Below are 19237 nucleotides of genomic sequence, written 5' to 3' on the forward strand. Positions count from 1 at the left end.
ATGGGTTGGGTGTAGCCCGGCGCAAAACAAAAAGCAGGATATGGCTGCACCCAATCCTGTTTTTATCTCGCCCTTTCAGGGCTTAGAGAGGTGCGAGCCGTGAAGGGGCCCGGACGGAATGGTATATTCATGCGTTGGATGACGCCATGTGCACTAATCCGGCGGCTGACGGCTCCACCGCACCGGGCCTGCTGGCCGTACCGACGCCTGCTCTTCCCGCCCCCTGCCTCATTCATATCTGAGCGACTTCACCGGATTCATTCTGGCGGTGTTGATGCTGTGCCAGGCAACGGTGAGGAATGCCACAACCACTACCGCAACGCCAGTGACAGCGAAATATACCCAGCTCATGCTGATGTGATAGGCAAAGTTTTCCAGCCAGCCGTTCATGAAGTACCAGGCGAAAGGCCAGGCAATCAGGTTCGCAATCAGCACCAGCTTGAGGAAGTCCCACGATAGGAGCCTTACCAGTCCGATTACATTCGCTCCGAGCGTTTTTCTAATGCCAATTTCTTTGGTTCTTTTTTCAATCATGTAGTTGGTCAATCCGAACAGCCCCAACACACCAATTACCACCGAGAGCAGGGTAAACAGCACCAACACGCTGGCCTGCCGCTGCTCGCTGTCATAAAGCCGCTGTAGCTCAGTATCAAGCAGGCTGTACTCAAAGGGTGCGTCGGCAAAGATGTTCATCCAAACGTCACGCACATGGTCCACTCCGGCCGGGTCGTTAATATTATTGACTTTCACGTACACATACCTGTCCTGCCACGGGCTGACGAAAAAGAAAAGTGGGTCAATTTGGCTCCTTAGTGAGTTGAAATGAAAGTCTTTCATCACCCCTACTATCTTTCCGCTTGTTTCGTCTCCATAGTGGAGTGTTTGCCCAACGGCCTCCTCAGCTCTCCAGCCAAGCATGCGCACCAACGCCTCGTTCACCACAACATGGTTATTGAGCGGTTCTTCAGTACTGTCATTCAGTTGCATGGAGGTGGCATTGAAGCCCTCCCCTGCCAGCAGCTCGATACCGAGCGTGTTTACCATTTGATCGTCGGTGGTAAACCCAAGTGTTCGAATGCCTTTGTTGGGATCCATGCCGTCTTTGTACGACGACCAGGTGGCCAGAATATTGCCCATCATGGCCGAGCCTCTGCTCACATCGCCAATAGCACTATTTTGCTTTAGCTCGCTGCTGAAGGCCTCAAACTTGTTGAACATCTTTCTGTCGGCAAAGGGCACAACAATTACCTGTTCTGAATTGTAGCCCAGGTCTTTGCTGTTGGTGAAATTGAGTTGCTGGTAGATGACCAAAGTGCCCAAAATCAGAAAAATAGAAATACTGAATTGGAAAATGACCAGCGCTTTGCGAAACATGTCGCCTGCCTTACCTGGGTTGAAAGTGCCCTTGAGCACCTTCACTGGAATGAACTGCGACAAATACAGCGCCGGGTAGCTGCCAGCGATCAGGGTAATGGCAAACACAACGGCTGCCAGCAGCGCTATCCAGCCGGGGTTATCAAAATAGCTGATCGATATTTTCTGTCCAATGAGCTCGTTGAAAGCAGGTAGCGTGAATTCAGTAATACCCCCCGCCAAAAGCACCGCCAGAAAAGTGATGATGAGGGTTTCTCCATAAAATTGCAGGATAATATGCGTTCTCACCGCACCCATTACCTTTCTGATGCCCACCTCACGGGCTCTTTTTTCCGAGCGGGCCGTCGTCAGGTTGATATAATTCACGCAGGCCACCAGCAAAATGAAAACGCCAATCAGGGCAAAGGCCAGCGTGTTGGACATGTTTCCTCTCTGACCAATGTCTGCCTGCAAACTACTGTCCATGTATATGTCAGTTACCGGCTGCATTTCAAACGACACCGACATGCCAGACCCCTCCAGTTGCTCTCCAAGTTCTCTTTCAACGATAGCGTTTATTTTCGTTCCTACTTCTCCGGCGTTTACCCCCTCCTCCAGCTTCAAATAAGTGATATAGTTCATGGGAAACCACTGCTCTCCATCCTCCATGCTATGAAAGGCGCAGATGAAGTTGAACTGCAGGTGACTATTGGCAGGTGGATCTGCCACTACTCCTGTTACCTTCTTGTCAGTATTGTTGTTGATTCTCAGCGTCTTGCCCATTGGGCTGCCACCAGGAAAATACTTCCTGGCCATGGAAGATGTGATCACTACCGAACTCGGGTCCTTTAAAACTGTCTCTACATCTCCTTCGATCAGGTTGAAAGAAAACACCTTGAAAAATGAGGAGTCGGCATAAGAAAACGTCTTTTCCATAAATACCCTTTCCCCTTCTTTTACAATAGTTGGCTTAAAAATGCCCACATCAGCATAACGGCAGAATAGCTCCACACCAGGCACCTCTCTTTTGGCGATGGGCCCGAGAATGCTTCCTGAAACAGCAATCCTGCCTTTCTCTTCTCCCATCACAGCTGAAGTAACCACTCTAAAAATCTGGTCTTTGTCTTTAAAAAACTGGTCGTAGCCCAGCTCGTGGGAAACAAACAGAAAAATGAGCAGGCAGCTGGCCACGCCAGAGGCAAGACCAAAGATGTTGAGTAGTGAATAAAACTTATTTTTCCAGAAACTTCGGAAGGCGATGGTAAGGTAGCTTTTGAACATATCGATAAGTTTAGTTGCCCTGTGGCACATGTGTTGGCAAATAGCTTACCAAATTAAATCTACTCAAATATAGCTTAAAAGGCGCTTTTCAGGGAGCTGACAACACCCTAACGTCCGTCAGCGGACACCAACGACCGCAGGGTGTACAATTCAATGTCGTTTAGTTAAGGGCATTCTACCCTTCACTTCCCTAAAGGGCCCAACAATGACCATTCTCTCGCCCTTTAGGGTTGGGGTAAAAATGGAATTGAGACACCAAACCTCTTAACTAACGACATTGGGACACAATGTGACAATTAAGCCGTAAATTGTCGTCATGAGTCAGAGCTTCCACAATGTCAATGTTCAATCGCATCGTGATAAGATGGAGGAGTTGATTACCGAGGTCAACAATGTATTCGGAGACCTGTCGGCGCAACAGCTAGGCTGGAAGCCTGCAAAAGGGCAGTGGAGCATCAGAGAATGCCTGGATCATATCATGACGACCAACAAACAATACTATCCGCAGTTTGACAAAATTGCCGAAGGCAGGTATGAGCCCACTTTTTGGCAGAAAATGCCTGCTTTTTGGCACAACTTCTGGGGTCGGCAGTTGGTGGAATACCTGGGGCCGGAGGTCAAGCGTAGGTCGAAGTCGCCGACGGTATTCAAACCAACCGCCGGCAGGCTCAGCCAACACATCGTGAAGGACTTTACCGACAGTCTCAAGCTGCTCATGAGAAAAATGATAGCGATGGATCATGTAAACCACACATCCGTCATTATTACTTCGCCAGTGTCAAGGCTGGTGACCTACTCGCTGTACGACACCCTGCAAATTATAGTGGGGCATGCCGAAAGGCATGTAAACCAGGCAAAACGTGTAAAGCAAGACCCGCATTTCCCGACAAGCTGATGTCGTCCGCCATGCAAGTCTTTCACTCATTTGGTCAAAATTTCTAGTTTTGAAAAAAATATAGGCCATGACAGACCTTATCAAAAAACTCAACTATAAAGCTCAGCAGGCCATTGGCATATTTGAGTCTCCGGAGGAGTTTGCTCCTCATGTCACGGACTTTGAGAAGCTGGGAACTATTTATACAAGCATCAACGCCGCCAATAACTTTGACTTTGTCTTGGTTTTTGTAAAAACAGAGCAGGCTATTGCCGCACTCAGTCAGGAGTTGGTGCCAAAGCTAACTGACGACGCCCCGTTTTGGTTTGTATACCCTAAGAAAACTTCCAAGAAGTATAAAGCGGAAATCCACCGTGACCACGGCTGGGAGCCGCTCGGAAAACTGGGCTTCGAAAGTGTGCGTATGGTAGCGGTGGACGACGACTGGTCGGCGCTGAGGTTCAGGAAAGCGGACAAAATCAAGGTACTGAAAAGAGACGCCTCGTGGCGGCTGACCTGACGCCCTCAGTTAATTTTGACTGGCGTTAAAAGCAGCATTGGTATCGAGAATATCTCTATCTTGTGGAGATAGCCAACCAAAATTCAAATGAACAATCTACTTTATATCGTGGCCGTCGCCTGCCATTTGGGTGATTTATGACGTATGGGCCAACCGCAAGTCGATGAGCTCGGGCACTAAACTAATATGGACAATTTGTGCGCTGCTATTTAGTATTCTTACCGCCATCATATATGCATTGGTTGGTAGAAAATAAGCTAAAAGGGACAATGCCACGTTAGTGCATTGTCTCATCTTTTTCTCTCGCACAAGGTAATTTTAATCAATATCTGCTGCTGTTTTTACAGAACGATGGTTAGCTTTCTGCCAAAATATCACTTGCCGGTCGCAGACGTACGAAAAATTTGAAACGGAAAGCACTCAATATCATCAACTGGTCTTCGCTGGGAATAAGCAGTGTGGGCCTGCTTCTGCTGATTGCTGATGTGGGCTTCCCCTATACTCCCTCTTTCGAGCGCTCCCTTCACCTTTGGCTTCCAATTATTGCGGGCACATTGTTTGCGCTAATTACCGCAGGAAGTACGATAGCATGGCTTCTTGATCCTATCAGGGTTCGTTCAAGGTTGTTTGAAGCGATTTTCAGTATCTACCTGCTGGTATACCTACTGGTGTCGGTGCAGCCCGACTGGTTCCAATCGCTCAGTTTCTTCAATCACAAATACACAGGCTACTGGGGCTGTTTTTTCATATTTGTGATAGAGTTTTCGAGGAGAACATCCTCTCTTTATAAGCTGTCGAAGAATCCAGCCAATCTTTTCATTTTTAGTTTTGCACTCATCGTGCTGGTTGGCAGCGGCTTACTCATGCTACCTACTGCAACCTACGAAGGTATTGGGTTTGTTGACGCACTTTTTACATCGACAAGCGCAGTGTGTGTTACCGGCCTCATTGTGGTTGATACTGGTTCCTATTTCACCACGTTTGGACAAGTCATTATTTTAGGGCTTATTCAAATAGGCGGCATTGGCATTCTTACCTTCACGAGCTTTTTTGGTTTGTTTTTCAAAGGAGGATTTAGCATCCAGAATCAGCTATTTCTCAAAGATGTGACCAATACTAACCGGCTGGCCGAAGTAAGTGGCATCGTAAAAACAATCATCGCCTTCACCCTTTTTGTTGAGCTTATCGGCGGCATTGCGATATTCATGCAGCTCAACAAGGCTGTGCTGCCCAGCTTCGTTGACAGGGTTCTTTTCGCTGGGTTTCATTCAATATCTGCCTTTTGCAACGCTGGCTTCTCGACACTCGGAAACAGCCTCTACGACTTGAACTACCGCTTCAATTACTCTCTCCATTTGGTCATTGCTTTTCTTTTCATCTTTGGCGGACTTGGTTTTCCTATCGTATTCAATTTCATCAACTACATGAGGGAATCGGCTCGTACAATAGTGGCCAGGCTCGTGAAACGGCGGGTTGTATATAGATTGCCCATCAGGATCAACCTGCACACACGGATTGTGCTTATTACAACTGCACTTCTCATCATTCCCGGCACGTTGCTTTTTTACTTCTTTGAGTATGACAACACGCTGGCCGAGCACAACGAATTCGGTAAATGGGTAACAGCCTTCTTTGGAGCTGTCACGCCACGTACTGCCGGCTTTAATACTGTCGACAATGCAGCGTTGAAGCTTCACACCATCATGATCATGCTATTGCTGATGTGGATCGGGGCATCGCCAGGTTCGACTGGTGGGGGTATCAAAACAACCACCATCTTTCTGGCCACACTTAACTTCCTGAGCCTTGCCAGAAGCAAAGACAGGGTGGAGTTTGGGAAAAGAGAAATATCCAACAAGTCGGTCAGAAGGGCTTTTGCCATTATCTCACTTTCGTTGATATTTATTGGCCTGGCCACATTTATGATCACCATGCTCGACCCAAATCTACCCTTTATACAGGTCGCCTTCGAATGTTTTTCGGCATACAGTACCGTTGGATTGAGTATGGGGATTACCTCGAGTTTGAGTACTGGCAGCAGGATAGTTATCATCCTAATTATGTTCATTGGTCGTGTGGGTGCGCTAACTTTGCTTGTGGGCATGCTGAGACGGGTACATACTTTACGGTATCGCTATCCAAACGAAGAATTGTTTATAAATTAACTAGGTATGAAGTATATCGTTTTTGGTCTTGGAAACTTTGGTAGCAGCCTCTCCACCACGCTGACTGCCATGGGTCATGAAGTGATTGGCGTAGATAAACGGATGGAAAAAGTGGAGTTGCATAAAGATGACATCACGCACACTATTTGTCTCGACTCCACAGACATACAGGCGGTCAGCTCTCTGCCTATTGGTGATGCTGACACAGTGATTGTTGCTATTGGAGAAGACGAGGGGGCATCCATTATGACGACTGCCCTTTTGAAGCAGCTCCACGCCAAGCGAATCATTGGACGTGCGGTAAGCGAGTTACAAACCACAGTGATGCAAGCCATGGGCATCCATGAGATCAGCCGCCCTGAGCAAACTTCAGCAGTCAGGCTTGCAAAAAGACTTAACTTCAAAGGTGTAGTCGACTCATTTGAGTTGTCTAACAAACACAATATCATCGAATTGAAGTGTCCGCCGAAATATGAAGGAAAAACCTTGAAGGAGGTGGAATTCAGAAAGAAATACAACATTACTGTGCTCACTACTATCAAAGAAGTAAAAGGCAAGGATGAGGGGAAAATCTCTGGTGTGGCAACAGCGGACACATTGCTCGAACAAGGTGATACGCTGATCATTTTCGGTTCGCTGAACGACCTGAGAGACATGCTGGATGACAGTGAGTAAAAATGCAAAAAGCTGCGGATCATTTAAGGCCCGCAGCTTTTCAATCAAAAACTAGCAATAAAAGGTGCTTTACCAACAAAAGCATCATCGGTCAACTGATCGGCCACAAAATAAGCCAGGTCAGCAGCACTAATTCCGTCGCCCGGACAATCCTCCAGACTTGCTTTCACTCCCCTCCTTTCGTCGGTCAGCTGAATCATGGGAAGTCGCACAAGCGTCCAATCAATATCGCTTTTTGTAAGGAATTCGTATTCCGCCTGCTTATCCATTGTGGTTTTTGGATAATTGGCCCTCATCCACTCAGTGGCCATTGCCACCTTTTCGTTCTTCTTGTCGAAAGGCGTGTCTACGTTGAGACCGGTAAGGACGATATACCGCCGGATGCCATAAGTCGTCATTGCCGCTACAACATGCTTTGAAGCCTCGCTGAAAATTGACTCCTCACCTCTTGGCTGACCCACTGCACTGATGATGGCCTGGCATCCATCGAGTAAAGATCGGATAGCTTCCGCATCTCTTGCATCACCTTTTAGCAGCTCGATTCCTGGGTCTTTAAGTTGGAAGTCTTCAGGAAACCTAAGAAGAAGTTTGAGGCGGTATCCACGGCTGAGCAGCTCTTTTACTATGTACCTGCCAGCCTTCCCTGTGCCACCAATGACGGCTATTTTTGATGTGTTATTCATGTTACTCTTGATAAAATAAGACAATAGTTGATTACCTGGTTTTGCCTGAAAGGCAAACCGATTGAGCAGAAGTGTTTTCTGCTAAGGCGAAGTCAATATTTTATCAGGAGATTTTAATGGGTTGAAGGTAAGGGAATTTCTGTAATTATCCTGGCCTGTAAATAATTCCAAGGCTAACCTGATATGTCTCAGGAAAAAAAGCATTACGCAACGAGCTTTGTTGTTGCTGCCTGATTGGAATGGCTGGATTTTCCAGGTTTGACCTGTAATAGCCCGCATTGAGGACGTTGATTGGGACTGCGAAATCAAGGAATATCCTTTCGTTAACGGCATAGAGCAAGCCAGGCTTGACAGCCAGAGTGATCGTAGATTCATAGGCCCTAAATGGATATTCAGTTGAGTACCTGGGGCTATGGCCACTGAAATTATTGTTCAGGATTGCCTTCGCTCCAATTTTGAATTTCAAAGCACTGCTGGTATTGCCCTTGATAAATCCATACTCAAAAAAGGGCGAAACGACAGTCTCATAATCTCTGACAGTAGGCCCTGACGAAGATCTGGAGTTAGAGAACTTTAACGCATCAAAACCGGCTTCGAAGTACCTGCTTTCTCCAAGAAAGACAAATAATGACGGAATATCGGCTGCTAACTGGGAACTAGTGCTTTCGCTTGATTTCTGATACGAGTAGGTTGCTCCAGCTTTTAGAGCAATTTGAGCAGAGGCCAGATGGGAAGCTAACATCCAGAAGAGAATAAGAATTGATGGTTTCATAGTATTTTTATTGTGAACAACGAACCATCCACCGCTTTTCATATTGAAATAAAAATAAATTTCATCAAAAAAGTATTCATTAGACGTACTGAAACTCTAAATGACTTTGAAATACTTAGTTCAAGTTCTTAAACACTGGGTTCTTTATCTAAGCAGCCTGGCATGAATTCCAAGCTGCTCGTAAAATCGTGCCGATGGCACTAGTCAATCGGCTAGAGACATTTTTTACAAGCGAACCAAGTTCGGCACCTTCAAATCTTCAGCCTGGAATGAATTCCAAGCTGCTCGTAAAACCGTGCCGATGGCACTTGTTAGCCACTGAGGGGCCCCTTTTATGATTGGACTAAGTTAGAGGCCTTCAAATCCTCGGTTCTTCAAAAAGTCAAATACTCTCCTACTACTTCCATACCTCCTTGACCTTCCTTTCCAGATACTTCAACGTGGCAGGTGCTTCCTTTGGAAAATCATCCCAGCGGGCTTCGATGACAATTTTTCCTTGATAATCAATTTCCTTCAGTTCTTCCAAATACGGAACTACTTCATCGCCAAGTGTGCCCGGGGGATCTCTGTCTGCCTTTTCAGCGATATCGCAATGGAAAGTAATGCCTTTTCCCAGCGCTATCATCGATGGTGGATCACCGTCCATGAGCATATGGTAGATGTCCACGCAGGCCATCAGATTGGGCTCATCTACCCGCTTCACCACACTCACTATCTCATCAAATCCGTTCAGAAAGTTGGCTTCGGTCTTGTTGAGGTTTTCTACGGTGAGCAGGATGTCGTACTTCTGCGCCTGCACGGCTACCTTCTTTGCAATGGCCACGAACTGGTCCACAGCCTTTTCATAATCCCAACCGTCGGGCAATCTCCGGGAACCACCGCTGCCCCACACCACCAGGTCAACGCCTATCTGCTGGCACCGTTGGAATACAATGTCGGTATACGCCAGTATCGCCTCCTCATTCACATCAGAGCCAATCACCTTTAGGTTGCCTGGCAAAAAGTAGTTCACTGCAAACATGTTGGTTTTTAGCTTTTTGATCGTCGCTGCATTCTGAGCGAACTGCTCATCTGACACCTTTTGCGGATTGATGATTTTGTCGACCTTTTCTACAAAAAACTTGTAGCCAGAAGCACGCATGAGGGCATCGTCTTCCATGTCCCATGCCACGGCCACGGCCGGTCGTTGTGCGTAAACAAAAAATGACGTACCAAGGAGCAAGAGTGTAAATAGGGTAATTTTCATAAGGGATCGTTAAGCAGGTTATTTCATTGCTTCCTTTGCAAGGAAACATTAACTTAAACTTAACTATTAATTTCAAATACCTCCCGTTTGAGAGGCGTAACTTCACCCTAACCAAATCTAACTATCATGAATTATCTTTCAGCCGTTGCAATCGGCCTTCTGGTGCTCGGTGCGGCCTGCACAGCTCCCGTAGAAAAAGCAAGTATTAAAATCGAGCCCATCGAAGGGCCAACCCCTTACACCAGTCTTGATCTAAACAATGATGCGTCCTCCTTTCAGTTCGCTATCGTAACTGACCGAACGGGCGGCCACCGTGGCAATGTGTTTGAAGTGGGCCTAAGCAAGTTGAACCTGCTACAGCCAGAATTTGTGATGAGTGTGGGAGACTTTATTGAAGGGTACACTGAAGACGAGGCACGACTGGACGCCGAGTGGACAGAATTCAATGGTTTTATCGATTCCCTTACCATGCCCTTCTTCTACGTGCCTGGCAACCACGACATCACAAACAAGGTGATGTACGACAAATACAAAGCGATTTTCGGGAAGGACTATTACCATTTTGTATACAAAGACGTGCTTTTCCTGTGCCTCAACTCCGAAGACAACTATCGTGGGTCGGGCAAAGGTACCATTGGTGATGAGCAGTACGAGTGGATTGAGAAGACATTGGCCGCCAACGCAGATGTAAAATGGACGCTGGTGTTTATGCACCAGCCTCTGTGGAACCAGCAGGCCGAAACGCTTCGCTGGCCCGACGTGGAAAAGCTACTTGAGCCGAGAAAGCATACCGTTTATGTGGGCCACCATCACAGCTATGTGAAATACGAAAGAAACAATGGCAAATACTTCATCCTTGCTACTACGGGAGGCGGCAGCCGACTCAGAGGGCCTCGTTTTGGCGAGTTTGACCATGTGGTGTGGATCACCATGACAGACAACGGGCCCATCATGGCTAACCTGGAGCTATCAGGCGTTTGGGACGAGAACGTGGTGACTGAGCAGTCGAGCAACTACTTCAGGCCTCTTTTCAATGGGCAACCTGTGCGTGTATCGCCAATGTTTACCGACGGCAGCACGTTTTCGAATGGCGCCACCGAAATCCGCCTCACCAACGACAGCGATGCGCCTATGGATGTCAGCTTTGAGCTGGCAGCCAACAAGGACCTCACATCCAGCATTATCCGGCAGAGCCTCACTATTGCTCCAAATTCAGTAGAAATTCTTCCCCTCAAACTGAGTGGGAAAGCTGCATCGGTGGCTGCACTTGAGCCGGTAGCGTTGAGAGGCACGGTCACATTCCACGGCGAAGGCATGGCGGACATCACAATGGATGTAACGCAAAACGCCCGTCCGGCGAAGAAAGAGTACCTGTCAAAGGCGGCCGCTAAAACAGTTGATGGCAAGCTTGACGATTGGGCGAGTCTCCCCTACTCAGAAACCGAGATATACACTGAGGCTGATCCCTTCTCTCACAAAGGTGGCAAAGCCGATGGTTCTGTTCGCTTCGGCATCAGTTATGACGACGAGTTCCTTTACATTGGCGCAGACATAACAGACGATGAACTGCTGGCCGTGGCTTCTTCCAGGCCGTACAATCAGGACGCCTTTCAGGTAATTGTCGACGGCCACAGTGAAAACATAAGCTCGTTTGGTACAAGTCTTTCCGGTGTGCTGTACATAGGTATGAGCCCTTATGTGGATGGCACCGACAACACCACGCCCTTCACTAGCGGCAGCAAACCTGAGGGAATCCTTGGCGTAACACAGAAAACCGAAAAGGGCTATGCCACAGAGCTAGCCATTCCGCTTAGCTACCTCAGTGAGCAGCAGGGTGGCGACTGGAAAACGGCCCGCATCAATGTGGGTGTGAACGATTTCGACAACGAATATAGTCACCGTACCAACCTGTGGTGGCAACCCGACTGGCGTGGAGCTGTCAACTACCCCGGCTCAGGTACCTTCTTTAAAAAATAAATACGGTTAATAATTGGGATGAGAAAAGAGCCTGCGAAACGTAGGCTTTTTTTGTTCAGAAGACAGCCAAAAAAACTAGTTGCTTTATGTATCTTAGAAAGTTTTCATTTTTTACTTCTTCAAAAAAACATAATTTCCTACAATCATCTACAAGCTGTCCGACGACCATTTAATTAAACTACTATGAAACTGGAAAAAATCCTCGACAATCTAAATTCATTCGAGAAGAACTCATTTTTGAAAATAATCGACAGCATTATCTCCGAAAAGCCTAGGAAAATTAAGGAAATCGACAAAATCTTAAATGATGCAAGCGGTGACCTCAAAGCAATGGATAGTCTGAATATCGCAAAGGTCTTCGACTTGCTAAAGGAAGAGTTCTCAGAGTACATAGCGCAAGAATTTCTCAACGCCACTTCACAAACCGACATCGTATCCGACATAATTATTCGTGACGGCAATTGCATCATGAAGCAAGACTGGCTGTCTCGATTATATGAAACCGAAATCAAGAAGCTTCAAAAAAAGATCAAGTGGTTCGAAACAGAAATGACAAGCGAAAAATCTACGTTCGAATTAACTAGGATAAGGGATTATCAGATCTATCGATCTTGCGTTAATACTGCTTACACCAATGATGATTTAAATAATCAAGAAAGGAAAATCACTTTTGACGAGCAGACGATTCTTAATACACTGTCGTCTCAGTTAGAACTCTCGAACGAGGAAATAAGGCTGATCAACTATATGGTCTTGCCCTTAAAACAGCTCGACATTGACACACTAATTGGAAACCTGAAAAACCTTGGCGTGATTTTCTTCTCCAAAAAGACAAATATGGTTTACGTGGCAGATGAAATGGTGACTTTATTAAGAAAGTTAAAAGGAAAACCTGTAGCGGATAAATTTTTCCGAAGGGTACTAATTCATCTGAGAGAGCCACAAGTAAATATGATATGCAAGAAGCATAACATTGACTGGAAGCAACCATTGGATAAAAAACTCAAGGAAATTATAAATGAAGGTATCTCTTTTAAGGGAATCCTTTCGAATGAGATACACAAAGAAGGCACTAGTGTCTCTGATAAGAAGAAATTTTTGAATGACCTCTGTGAAAACGGCTTAAAAATACAATCAACGTTGAAAGGTTCAACTCTCGATGACAAACTAGCTAGTCTCATTTCATACTTCGATGAGATCGAATCCGACGACAAAGTAGGTATCTCTATCGACGGCTATGAGAAACTGCTGGCTGAGTTAGCTCAAGTGCTTCCGAAAACAAAAGAGACCTTGAAAAATGAGTTTGAGCTTCAAGAGGAAAATGTAATGAGCAGTTCCTATTTACTTGACTTCAATATCAAGCCCATAGATGTTTTAGAAGTATTGCCACAAGCCGATTTAGAAAAGTTCTGTACTAAGTTTTCCATTAAAACTAGGGGTGATATGATTGCCAATATCCTGGAAAATTATAAAGATGCTGAAAACCTATATCTCGAAAACTATTCCACTATTGGGTACAGAGATTTATCCTCTTTAAAAGAGAATGGCATCATTGTTAAAGAAAGTGAACTAGGTATATTGTTTGAAGATCTCACTAAAAAAATATTTACGAAACTTGGTTTCAATGTTGACGAAAAGCTTAGAAAAAAGCTAAACACCGCAAAAGATAAAATGGATATAGTAATAGCCATTTCAGACACAGAAATTATTCTGATCGAATGCAAATCAATAAAAGAAAGCGGCTTTAACAAGTTTAGTTCCGTTTCGAGGCAGCTAAAGTCTTACATGTCTCTAGCTGAAAAGAATGGCATAAAGGTTATCAAATCATTGTTAGTTGCTCCAGAGTTTTCCGATGATTTTGTCAAAGACTGTGGTTTGGACTACGAACTCAATCTCTCGCTCATCACAGCCAATTCCTTATCCAAAATTCTTGATGTCTTTAAAGTTTCTAAACACAAATCCCTTCCGCACAATTTATTGATGCGAGACGTACTAATTCAAGAGGAACGCATTATCAAGGCGATTGGAAAGTGAGGCGCATCATATTTGATGCTCATTTCAAATCGTAGCCACTTCTAAAACTGATTGAGAAAATAGCCTGCGGAAACGTGGGCTTTTTTTGTTCAGAAACCATCACCATATTGAAAACCCAGACATATCATAGGAATAAATGATTTACACCGCCTTTTCGGATGGTTTCCGCAAAAGAGCTATTTTTGTTAAAACCCTGTCCAAATGGTAGACTATAAAAAGATCATCCAAAGGAACCCAAACAAAAGATTCGGCAAGCCTTGTGTGCGAAATACAAGGATTACCGTATATGACGTGCTTGGCTGGCTAGCTGCCGGAATGGGTTTCAACGAAATTCTCGAAGACTTTCCCGAGTTGACACTGGAAGACATTCAGGCCTGTCTTGCCTATGCAGCAGACAGAGAGCATAAACTTCAGCACAGTGCATGAAGCTATTGTTCGACCAGAATATCTCTTTCAGATTGGTGAAAAAGCTTGTTGACTATTTCCCGGCCTGTCGCCATGTAAGCGACTGTGGCTTAACCGACATGGAAGATTCAGATATTTGGGCTTACTCAAAAGAACATGGCTTCACCATTGTCACTTTTGACGCCGATTTTTATGATATTAGTGTGATTAACAGCCACCCACCAAAAGTGATTTGGATTAGAACAGGCAATCTCTCGACTAATCAAATAGCCCAGCTTTTAATCAACAACTACTCGACGATAGAAAATTTTCTGCTGCAAGAAGCCTATAGAGAAATGGCCTGCCTTGAGTTGGAAGCCTACAACAACCATTGAAGTCGCATTGTTCTCTTGGCCTCGCCTGATTGAGGTACCTGGGCACCCCGATAGAAATAGAATACTGAAACAGCCTGCGATAAAGTGGGCTTTTTTTTGTTATTTTTTGAGAACAGACTAAACCTTGCGTGAACGCCATCGCTTCAATCAGAAACAAATACAGAGACGCAGCCTTTCTAATAGGAAACGGCCCCAACTTACGAAGTGGCATTATGCCATCCTGGAAGGACCTGCTGGAAGCCGCCTCCCCAAAACCCATTCCTTTCGACCTGACAGGACTGACTAATACAGAGGTGTATGACCTGATCGAGTTGTACGCAAATGACTCTGTAAAAGTGAAAAATAGGGTGAAAGCTGAATTGCAATTGACAAACAGCGATGACCTGAGTGTCCATAGAAAAATCATGGAATTTGCCAGGTCAACAAACACACCAGTGCTGACAACAAACTTTGATACAGCCTTTGAAAAATCAGTAGGTGCCAGGCCATTTCACACTGATTCCAACGGGTTCACCCGTTTTTACCCCTGGAAAACCTACTATGGCTTTGAGAAACTTGAAAACCCAGCACAAAGCTTTGGCATATGGAAGATTCATGGCGATGTGAACTACCGGGACAGCATCAGGCTCGGGCTTGGCGACTATATGGGAAGTGTTCAGCGGGCAAGAAGCCTCATCACCAAAGGACGACGCAGGCTTTACAAAGAGACGCTTCTGCCAAAATCGTGGCAAGGCGAGCAGACCTGGCTCCACATCTGGTTCCACAGCCCACTTATCATTTTTGGCTTTGGCTACGAACCCGACGAGGTGTTTCTGCGGTGGCTATTAATTGAAAGAAAAAGGTATTCGATCAAGCTCAAATATGCCATGGACGTTTGGTATGTCACGAAGGGTTCGCCCAGCCCTCCTGTGAAGAACTTAATGGAGAATCTGGATGTGACAATTCATTTGGTGGAAGACTATTCGGATATCTACGACGGCCTTTAGTCAAAAAATAATAGACTTTACAACACCTGTTTTTAGCCGCCTCTGAGAAATAATCTGCTCAACATTTAGGGAGCGTTAAAGACATCGGTTTTTCATTTTGCTATCTTCGATTCCTTCATCTGAAAAAATATATGCAATACTCCAGGCTCTTTGTCGGTAAGTCATTCTTTCTATCAGTAGTCACTGCACTCACGCTATTGCTAAGCCAATGCGGTTCACCTCAACCCAGCACCCTCCTTATCCGAAATGCTACCATCGTCGACGGCACCGGCAGCAAAGGGTATATTGGATCGGTTCGCATTGAAGGCAAGCTCATTGCCGCCGTCGGTGATTTGGAGCCCTTGCAAACAGACTCGGTCATTGATGGCACCGGACTGGTGCTCAGTCCAGGTTTTATCGACACGCACAGTCACCACAGCGGCAACTCTCCAAGAAGCGTTGACGCCGCCATCAGCCAGGGAATCACAACGATTATCGTGGGGCAAGACGGGAGCTCATTCACTTCGTTGGAAGCTTATTTCGATTCACTGCGGTTAAGTCCTATCTCTCCCAACGTAGGTTCTTATGTAGGTCACAATACGGTGAGACGGGCTGTGCTTGGAAACGACTTTCAGCGAAAAGCCACCAGGGAGGAAATCGACCGAATGAAGCTATTGGTAACAAAAGAGATGGAAGCGGGTGCGCTGGGGCTATCAACCGGCCTGGAATATGACCCTGGCATATATTCAAGCGCCGAAGAAGTTTTGGAACTTGCCAAAGTAGCTTCACAATATGGCGGCCGGTACATCAGCCACATGAGAAGTGAGGATGTGTTTTTGAAAAGCAGCATTCAGGAAATTTTGACGGTTGGAAGGGAGGCCAACATGCCGGTCCAAATCTCTCACTTTAAGATAGGTCTGAGAAGTTTCTGGGGCCAGGCGCCGGCATTTCTGGCGCTCCTCGACAGTGCCAGGGCTGTCGGCATAGACGTGACTGCCGACGTTTATCCATACGAGTACTGGCAATCGACCATCACAGTGCTGTTTCCCGATCGGGATTTTGAAAACAGAGCCACGGCGGAATTTGCCTTAACCGAGCTCACGTCGCCGGAAGGTATGATCATTGGCCGGTTTGAACCCAACAAAGCTTACGAAGGACTTACGCTTGATAGCATAGCACGCCTTCGCAACGAAGACCCGGTCACCACTTACCTGGCCCTGGTGCAGATGTCACTGGAAACTGGCGCAAGCATTATTGCAAAGGCCATGGATATCGAAGACATCAAAGCAATCACCCAGTGGCCCTATGCCAATATTTGTTCTGACGGCGGAACAACAGGCCACCCCAGGGGCTGGGGCGCTTTCCCACGATACTTCAATTTGGAAACGAGGGAACCTATAGAAATGAAAATTCACAAAATGACTGCGCAAGCGGCTGAAAACCTAGATTTAGACAGTATTGGTGTTATCAGGGAAGGTTTCTATGCTGACCTTACACTCTTCGACCCAAATACATTTATCGATCACGCCACCTACAGCAAAAGCTCGCAGCGGGCGACTGGGTTGAAAATGGTGCTTGTATCTGGCGCTGCGGTATACGATGGGCAGGAACCTACCAACATATTTTCAGGCCGATTGATCCGGGGTAGTCATCAATAGCAGCTGTTCGCTGCTTGAGTAATTCGCTCCGCTTTTAATGAGTCTCTGATGGTTTAAATTACTATTTTGATCCCCTATTCACCAACTAACTCCGATGAAAAATCTCTTAAATGTCGGCTCTATCATTTTCTTTATCGGCTTCTTTATCAAGTTCTTTCACATTCACTACAATGCGGTCGTGATGCTGGCAGGCCTTTTTATGCTGCTTGTCGCCAGCCTGGTCGCTATCGTCAAAAAAGAAGGCGGTGTGAACGGATGGGCCCACCTTGCTGCCACTTTCTGGCTGGCTTTGCTGCTGTTTACAATCAAGTTCTATCCTTTTGTGACTGTTGTGTTAACACTAACCGTGGCCTCTACTATCATCAGCCTCATAGCTATCGCTAAAGCCAAAACCTGGAAAGCATCAGTATTCCCTGCGATATGTATGGTGTTGGCGATCACATTTTACCTAACGCCTGCGGATAACAAGTACCGTCTCATGAATGTCCGCTGGAATTATGAAATCGATACGGACTTCGCCACCTGGGACAAGTATTCGTGGTTCCTTTATCAAAGCGGCAAATATGAAGAAGCATTGGATGCCTCTAACACGGCGCTGCGAATAGCCAGTGAAGCCGGAGACACTGAATGGGGAAATTTCATCGCCGACCATAGGAGCAGGATTGAGCAAAGAAGCTGGACAACCTTTCGCTAGAAGCTGCACAACAACTATCCTTTGGTGATTGTCAGTGTTCAATGGGCACTTTTCAAAAGTAATGTGCGTTATTTGTAGCGAATTACCTGCTTAAATTTCTCATACATTGCGCACAACACTCATACTTTTTGCTTTGGGCTGCCCGCTTTGGCTTTTTGCTAAAACTGAGCTTACGGGAGTAGTAGTGGATGAAGCCTCCAAAAACCCAATCTCCTACGTTAATATTGGCGTATTCGACAAAAACATTGGCACAGTGTCGGACGCAAAAGGCGTCTTTTCGCTGAACATCGGGGAAATCGGTCCGGGCGACTCGATTGTGTTTTCAATTGTTGGCTATAAAAGAGTGGCACATCCCCTGCGGGAGTTACTTAACACGTCACCTTTAATTATTCGGCTCAGGGAGGATGTTATTAATTTGAGAGAGATCGTGATTGAAAATGATCCTTCTGACATTAAAACACTCGGAGTGAATCGGGTTTCTGGTAAAAGGTTTGGTTTCGTTGGAGGCATCGGCGCTGGTGCTGAAGTATCACGGAAAATGAGTGTTTCGAAGCCTTCGTTACTGCAATCGGCCTCCATCTATGTGCGCAACAAAAAAAGTGGCTCCTTCAAACTTCGTTTGAATGTTTATACCATCGACCGAAATGCCAATGAACCGGGTCACTCATTGCTTACCCGATCGATTATACTGGAATCTGATCTGAAAGAAGGGTGGCTCAACTATGACTTCAAAGAGCCGCTGGTGGTCGATGAACCGTTCTATATTTCCTACGAGTGGGTAGAAGCCAATCTTCAAAATCCCATGATTGCCCTCAGAGGCAATAATCATGACGAAAAAGTGAGAATAAGGCCTGTGAGCATGGGAAGGTGGATCATGGGTGGGAACTACGATTTCGCCATTCGTTGCGAGGTAATGAATGACTGAGCGAGCTAATATGACAACTCCACCCCTTCTCACCTCATGCCCATGATGAAGAAAACGATAGGGTTTTCCCTTCTGGTAGTTCTTTGCGAGTATGCTATTTACGTGTGGTCGGGCGGTATATCACCCGAACCAGGCATCTGCTTCCAACTTGCCGCAAGGTATTCTGCCAGGGTTTCATTTTTGCTTTTTGCAGGCATCCTTTGCTGGACGGGCATCAAAGGTCTGAAGCACATTTATACAGAAGAGCAGCGTCGGCAGTGGTTCGTTACCATGATATTTTTACTGACCCTCAACCACCTCATCCATTTCTACTTCCTCGCCATGCACTTCGACGTAAAGGGCATGGAGTTGCGTGAGTTCAAAAACTTACCCGGTGCTGTTGCCTACATTGTGCTCACCCTCTCCCCGTTCTTTTTGTGGAACAAAAAGGAACTTACAAGAAGTCGCTATCAAATTATCATCTCAGGGTTTGTGCTGGTTGCAGCCTTGTTTATTGGAACCTACGTCAAAAGGTTTACACAGGAAATGGAGGTGCCCATTTCGAAATATTTACTGACAGCCAACCTGGCCGTGCTGACTTCGTTAGTAGTCATCAACATCTTCAAAATACGCTCCGAAAAAAATCTCAATTAATTC

The 19237-nt window shown here is 45.9% G+C and carries 17 protein-coding genes; 13 read left to right on the forward strand and 4 right to left on the reverse strand.

Annotated features, from left to right (window positions below; translation table 11 throughout):
• Positions 1–228: 228 nt before the first annotated feature.
• Positions 229–2634 (reverse strand): ABC transporter permease, encoded by a 2406-nt coding sequence (locus AAC052_RS25050; protein WP_339815945.1) that lies wholly within the window; start codon positions 2632–2634, stop codon positions 229–231.
• A gap of 316 nt (positions 2635–2950) precedes the next feature.
• Here AAC052_RS25050 and AAC052_RS25055 point away from each other — a divergent pair, with 316 nt between their 5' ends.
• The 4 genes from AAC052_RS25055 to AAC052_RS25070 all read left to right on the forward strand — a co-directional run bounded on the left by AAC052_RS25055 (position 2951) and on the right by AAC052_RS25070 (position 6868).
• Positions 2951–3529 carry a DinB family protein gene (locus AAC052_RS25055; protein ID WP_339815946.1) on the forward strand — a complete coding sequence of 193 codons (579 nt, stop codon included), beginning with the start codon at positions 2951–2953 and terminating at the stop codon, positions 3527–3529.
• A gap of 67 nt (positions 3530–3596) precedes the next feature.
• Positions 3597–4028, forward strand: coding sequence for a hypothetical protein (locus tag AAC052_RS25060; RefSeq protein WP_339815947.1), 432 nt, complete (start codon positions 3597–3599; stop codon positions 4026–4028).
• A 404-nt stretch (positions 4029–4432) separates the two neighbouring features.
• Positions 4433–6193: a potassium transporter TrkG gene (locus AAC052_RS25065; RefSeq protein WP_339815948.1), complete on the forward strand. Its 1761-nt coding sequence runs from the start codon at positions 4433–4435 to the stop codon at positions 6191–6193.
• Between the two features lie 6 nt (positions 6194–6199).
• Positions 6200–6868 (forward strand): TrkA family potassium uptake protein, encoded by a 669-nt coding sequence (locus AAC052_RS25070; RefSeq protein ID WP_339815949.1) that lies wholly within the window; start codon positions 6200–6202, stop codon positions 6866–6868.
• 44 nt (positions 6869–6912) lie between these two features.
• Here AAC052_RS25070 and AAC052_RS25075 read toward each other — a convergent pair whose 3' ends face one another.
• The 3 genes from AAC052_RS25075 to AAC052_RS25085 all read right to left on the reverse strand — a co-directional run bounded on the left by AAC052_RS25075 (position 6913) and on the right by AAC052_RS25085 (position 9569).
• A complete protein-coding gene (locus AAC052_RS25075) occupies positions 6913–7551 on the reverse strand; it encodes an NAD(P)H-binding protein (RefSeq protein ID WP_339815950.1) in 639 nt (212 codons plus the stop codon).
• 145 nt (positions 7552–7696) lie between these two features.
• The gene (locus AAC052_RS25080) at positions 7697–8323 is read right to left on the reverse strand and encodes a hypothetical protein (RefSeq protein ID WP_317487032.1); all 627 of its coding nucleotides are present in this window, start codon (positions 8321–8323) and stop codon (positions 7697–7699) included.
• A gap of 397 nt (positions 8324–8720) precedes the next feature.
• A complete protein-coding gene (locus AAC052_RS25085) occupies positions 8721–9569 on the reverse strand; it encodes a TIM barrel protein (RefSeq protein ID WP_339815952.1) in 849 nt (282 codons plus the stop codon).
• A gap of 126 nt (positions 9570–9695) precedes the next feature.
• Between AAC052_RS25085 and AAC052_RS25090 the strand changes: the two genes are divergently transcribed.
• The 9 genes from AAC052_RS25090 to AAC052_RS25130 all read left to right on the forward strand — a co-directional run bounded on the left by AAC052_RS25090 (position 9696) and on the right by AAC052_RS25130 (position 19234).
• Positions 9696–11546 carry a metallophosphoesterase gene (locus tag AAC052_RS25090; protein ID WP_339815954.1) on the forward strand — a complete coding sequence of 617 codons (1851 nt, stop codon included), beginning with the start codon at positions 9696–9698 and terminating at the stop codon, positions 11544–11546.
• A 183-nt stretch (positions 11547–11729) separates the two neighbouring features.
• Positions 11730–13580 (forward strand): hypothetical protein, encoded by a 1851-nt coding sequence (locus AAC052_RS25095; protein ID WP_339815956.1) that lies wholly within the window; start codon positions 11730–11732, stop codon positions 13578–13580.
• 201 nt (positions 13581–13781) lie between these two features.
• Positions 13782–14006 (forward strand): DUF433 domain-containing protein, encoded by a 225-nt coding sequence (locus AAC052_RS25100; protein ID WP_151997452.1) that lies wholly within the window; start codon positions 13782–13784, stop codon positions 14004–14006.
• A complete protein-coding gene (locus AAC052_RS25105) occupies positions 14003–14359 on the forward strand; it encodes a DUF5615 family PIN-like protein (RefSeq protein WP_339815957.1) in 357 nt (118 codons plus the stop codon). Before AAC052_RS25100 ends, AAC052_RS25105 begins: the two co-directional genes overlap by 4 nt.
• Before the next feature lie 128 nt (positions 14360–14487).
• The gene (locus AAC052_RS25110) at positions 14488–15345 is read left to right on the forward strand and encodes an SIR2 family protein (RefSeq protein ID WP_339815958.1); all 858 of its coding nucleotides are present in this window, start codon (positions 14488–14490) and stop codon (positions 15343–15345) included.
• 131 nt (positions 15346–15476) lie between these two features.
• Positions 15477–16982: a hypothetical protein gene (locus AAC052_RS25115; RefSeq protein WP_339815959.1), complete on the forward strand. Its 1506-nt coding sequence runs from the start codon at positions 15477–15479 to the stop codon at positions 16980–16982.
• A gap of 94 nt (positions 16983–17076) precedes the next feature.
• Positions 17077–17676: a hypothetical protein gene (locus AAC052_RS25120; protein ID WP_339815960.1), complete on the forward strand. Its 600-nt coding sequence runs from the start codon at positions 17077–17079 to the stop codon at positions 17674–17676.
• Positions 17677–17782: 106 nt separating this feature from the next.
• Positions 17783–18601, forward strand: coding sequence for a carboxypeptidase-like regulatory domain-containing protein (locus AAC052_RS25125; RefSeq protein ID WP_317487039.1), 819 nt, complete (start codon positions 17783–17785; stop codon positions 18599–18601).
• 42 nt (positions 18602–18643) lie between these two features.
• Positions 18644–19234 carry a hypothetical protein gene (locus tag AAC052_RS25130; protein WP_339815961.1) on the forward strand — a complete coding sequence of 197 codons (591 nt, stop codon included), beginning with the start codon at positions 18644–18646 and terminating at the stop codon, positions 19232–19234.
• The last annotated feature ends 3 nt before the right edge of the window (positions 19235–19237 follow it).

Source organism: uncultured Imperialibacter sp., from assembly GCF_963974565.1.
GTDB classification, from domain to species: domain Bacteria; phylum Bacteroidota; class Bacteroidia; order Cytophagales; family Cyclobacteriaceae; genus Imperialibacter; species Imperialibacter roseus.

What these genes read in the sequence shown, in the direction of transcription:
- AAC052_RS25050 (WP_339815945.1), bottom strand. Translation starts at nt 2,634, where the DNA reads ATGTTCAAAAGCTACCTTACCATCGCCTTCCGAAGTTTCTGGAAAAAT.
- AAC052_RS25055 (WP_339815946.1), top strand. Translation starts at nt 2,951, where the DNA reads ATGAGTCAGAGCTTCCACAATGTCAATGTTCAATCGCATCGTGATAAG.
- AAC052_RS25060 (WP_339815947.1), top strand. Translation starts at nt 3,597, where the DNA reads ATGACAGACCTTATCAAAAAACTCAACTATAAAGCTCAGCAGGCCATT.
- AAC052_RS25070 (WP_339815949.1), top strand. Translation starts at nt 6,200, where the DNA reads ATGAAGTATATCGTTTTTGGTCTTGGAAACTTTGGTAGCAGCCTCTCC.
- AAC052_RS25075 (WP_339815950.1), bottom strand. Translation starts at nt 7,551, where the DNA reads ATGAATAACACATCAAAAATAGCCGTCATTGGTGGCACAGGGAAGGCT.
- AAC052_RS25080 (WP_317487032.1), bottom strand. Translation starts at nt 8,323, where the DNA reads ATGAAACCATCAATTCTTATTCTCTTCTGGATGTTAGCTTCCCATCTG.
- AAC052_RS25085 (WP_339815952.1), bottom strand. Translation starts at nt 9,569, where the DNA reads ATGAAAATTACCCTATTTACACTCTTGCTCCTTGGTACGTCATTTTTT.
- AAC052_RS25090 (WP_339815954.1), top strand. Translation starts at nt 9,696, where the DNA reads ATGAATTATCTTTCAGCCGTTGCAATCGGCCTTCTGGTGCTCGGTGCG.
- AAC052_RS25095 (WP_339815956.1), top strand. Translation starts at nt 11,730, where the DNA reads ATGAAACTGGAAAAAATCCTCGACAATCTAAATTCATTCGAGAAGAAC.
- AAC052_RS25100 (WP_151997452.1), top strand. Translation starts at nt 13,782, where the DNA reads ATGGTAGACTATAAAAAGATCATCCAAAGGAACCCAAACAAAAGATTC.
- AAC052_RS25105 (WP_339815957.1), top strand. Translation starts at nt 14,003, where the DNA reads ATGAAGCTATTGTTCGACCAGAATATCTCTTTCAGATTGGTGAAAAAG.
- AAC052_RS25115 (WP_339815959.1), top strand. Translation starts at nt 15,477, where the DNA reads ATGCAATACTCCAGGCTCTTTGTCGGTAAGTCATTCTTTCTATCAGTA.
- AAC052_RS25120 (WP_339815960.1), top strand. Translation starts at nt 17,077, where the DNA reads ATGAAAAATCTCTTAAATGTCGGCTCTATCATTTTCTTTATCGGCTTC.
- AAC052_RS25130 (WP_339815961.1), top strand. Translation starts at nt 18,644, where the DNA reads ATGATGAAGAAAACGATAGGGTTTTCCCTTCTGGTAGTTCTTTGCGAG.